Source organism: Mesorhizobium sp. M7A.F.Ca.CA.004.04.2.1 (assembly GCF_004022825.1).
GTDB lineage: Bacteria > Pseudomonadota > Alphaproteobacteria > Rhizobiales > Rhizobiaceae > Mesorhizobium.
In genome coordinates, this window is record NZ_RZPH01000793.1 from 1 (window position 1) to 2,867 (window position 2,867).

Below are 2,867 nucleotides of genomic sequence, written 5' to 3' on the forward strand. Positions count from 1 at the left end.
CCTTGACGGTTGCGGGCCGGCCGTCATCTCGGCCGGGCGATGTGTGTCTGAGCGTGGAAAGGCTTTCCGCACGGGCGACCGCTCACGGGCAAAGCCTGAACGATCTCGGGTTCGAGCTGCATGTCGGCGAAATCCTTGGCATCGCCGGCGTCGGTGGAAACGGGCAGGAGGAACTCGTTGCCTGCCTTCTCGGACTCGACCGTGCCGGTGCCGGCGCGATCGTACTGGATGGCCAGGACATATCCACCGCCAAGCCAGACCAGCGCCGCGAGGCCGGCTTGCGCGTCATCCCCTCCGACCGCTTTGACAGCGGGTTGATCCGGGAGCTTTCCATTGCCGACAATCTCGCGCTCACGACCGTCGCCAGCGGTAGCTTCGGCGGTCCGTTTCTCCTGAGCCGGCGGGCGATGCGCGAGAAGGCCGCCGAGGCCATCGATGCGTTCGATATCCGCGGCGCGACGCCGGAACGGCCGGCCTCTTTGCTCTCGGGAGGAAACGCGCAGAAAGTGTTGCTCGCGCGGGAGCTCGATCACGGCCTGAAGGTTCTCATAGCGCATTCCCCTTCTCGCGGGCTGGACATGAAAGCGGCCGAGTTCGTCCGATCGGCGATCCGCGGAGCTGTGGAAGCCGGCGCGGCCTGCCTTCTGATCAGCGAGGATCTCCAGGAGGTCATGTCCCTGTCCCATCGGGTGGCCGTCATGAACAGAGGAAGGATCGTCGGCTGCCGTCAGACCGGCGACGTCACGCCTGAATGGATAGGAGGCCTTTTAGCAGGCCATGCTTGACACAGCTTTCCTTGTTCGCAGGCAAAATCCCGGCTTCTTGTTGACCAGTCTCAGTTATGTTGGCGGACTGTTGGTCGGGCTGACGGTTTCGGCGGTGCTGCTCGTGCATGCGGGCGTGCCGGCAAGCGCTCTTGTGGATGAGTTCCTGATTGCAACTTTTCTGACCTCGGACGGCCTCTCCCAGACGGCGACGGCCGCTTTACCGTTGGTGCTAGTCGGCCTCGCCTCCGGCGTTGCCATGCGCGTGCGGTTTTGGAACATCGGCGTGGAGGGCCAGCTATGGCTCGGCGCGATCGCGTCAACCTGGGTGGCGCTGAACGGCAGCGGGCCTGAAGTGCTGAGGTTGCCGACGATGTTCGTTCTGGCAGCGCTTGCGGGAGCCGCCTGGATTGCGATTCCGCTTTTTCTGAAACTCAAGTGGGGCGTTAACGAGGTTATTTCGACCCTGCTGCTGGGAAGCGTCGCGTTTCTGCTCGTGCAGCATCTTCTGTTCGGGGTCTGGAGAGACCCTTCCAACAGCTTTCCCGTGACCGCCACCTTTCCCGAGGCGAGCTGGTTTCCCGTTCTGGGATGGGGGCAGTTGCATGCCGGAATCTTCCTGGTCGCCGTTATCGCATTGTCCATCTGGTTCGTCATGGAACACAGCCGGGTCGGCTTCTACGCGGATGCTGTAGGTTTCAACGCCAAGGCCGCGCTCGCCACGGGCCTGCCGGTGCTCAGCATAGCCGTGGGGCTCGTGCTGCTCTCCGGCGCTCTCTCAGGCGTTGCCGGCATGATGATCGTGGCGGGGACGGAGCACCGCCTCAACCAGTCCGTCGGCAACGGCTATCTCTTCAGCGCGATCGTGATCGCCTACCTGGCCCGCGCGAAGCCATTGTGGGTGGTCGTGATCTCTTTCGCGCTCGGCGCGGTGTTCACCGCCGGGAATGTCCTGAAGGTTTTCTACTCGATCTCCGAAGCGATGATCGTGCTGATGCAAGGCGCGGTACTGATGTCGATTTTGATGGCGCAGTTCTTCAGCTCCTATTCGCTCAAACGGCCCAAGAACTAGGAAGGGGCAGTTGCATGGATTTTCTGATCGGCTGGATTGCCATCATTCCGAGCTATGCGGCACCGTTGCTGCTGGCGAGCCTCGGCCTCATTATCTGCGAAAGAGCCGGCGTTCTCAATCTTGGAGCGGAAGGGCTCATGGCGGTCAGTGCCATGACCGGCGCGATGACGGTGCTTTCCGGAGCCGATCCTTGGGTTGGTCTTGCCGCCGGCTCAGCGGCCGCGATGGCTCTCGCTCTGCTGTTTGGAATATCGACAGTCGCCTTGCGCGCCAATCATACGCTCGCCGGCCTAGCCGTCGTCGCAATCGGACTGGGCATCACCGGGGTCGTGGGGCGACCCTACGTGCAGAAGACCTTTTCTGGCATTTCCACACTTGGCGACCTCTTCGGGATAGACCGCGGTTCGGCATTCGGCCGCATTTTCGCGGTGCAGGACCCGGTTACGCTGGCGCTGCCGACCCTGGTCGGCGCGCTCTGGTGGTGGCTTTCCAAAAGCCGACATGGCCTCAGGTTGAGGTCCGTCGGGGAAAACCCGGCCGCCGCGGATGTCGCGGGTATCGACGTGCAACTGGTTCAGTTCGGGGCTGTCCTGGCATCCGGGCTGTTTTGTGGTCTCGCCGGAGCCTATCTCTCAGTCGCCACAAGTCATGTCTGGGTGGAGGGAATGGTCGCGTCGCGCGGCTGGATTGCCGTTGCGCTCGTCATCTTTTCGCGCTGGAACGCGGCTCGAGCTCTCTGGGGTGCGCTTCTTTTCGGAAGCGCGGATGCGCTTGTGCCTAGACTACAAGCCATAGGCGCCGACGTTCCTGTCTATCTCATGATGACTTTGCCGTACTTGCTGACGCTTGTCGTGCTGGTGGCAGGCTCATTGGGCGGCCGGCGCTCCGGCGAGCCGGCCTTCCTCGGCAGGGTCTATCTACGACAAGACAAACAATAAGGAACTTGCCCGGTTCATGAGCCCCGCCGCCCGCATCCTTCTGGACTTCGCGGATTTCATGGACAAGCATCAAGGATCGCCGATGTCTGTGCC

At 62.4% G+C, this 2,867-nt stretch carries 3 protein-coding genes; all 3 read left to right on the forward strand.

The genetic code is table 11. The features are described from left to right. A partial coding sequence (locus tag EN893_RS27100) for an ATP-binding cassette domain-containing protein (protein WP_128361915.1) occupies positions 1–785 on the forward strand: 785 nt, incomplete at its 5' end. Beyond that, positions 778–1,836, forward strand: a complete 1,059-nt coding sequence (locus EN893_RS27105; protein ID WP_127270302.1) for an ABC transporter permease — start codon at positions 778–780, stop codon at positions 1,834–1,836. The genes EN893_RS27100 and EN893_RS27105, both read left to right, overlap by 8 nt. Positions 1,837–1,850: 14 nt before the next feature. Beyond that, positions 1,851–2,774, forward strand: a complete 924-nt coding sequence (locus tag EN893_RS27110) for an ABC transporter permease (protein ID WP_127270303.1) — start codon at positions 1,851–1,853, stop codon at positions 2,772–2,774. The last annotated feature ends 93 nt before the right edge of the window (positions 2,775–2,867 follow it).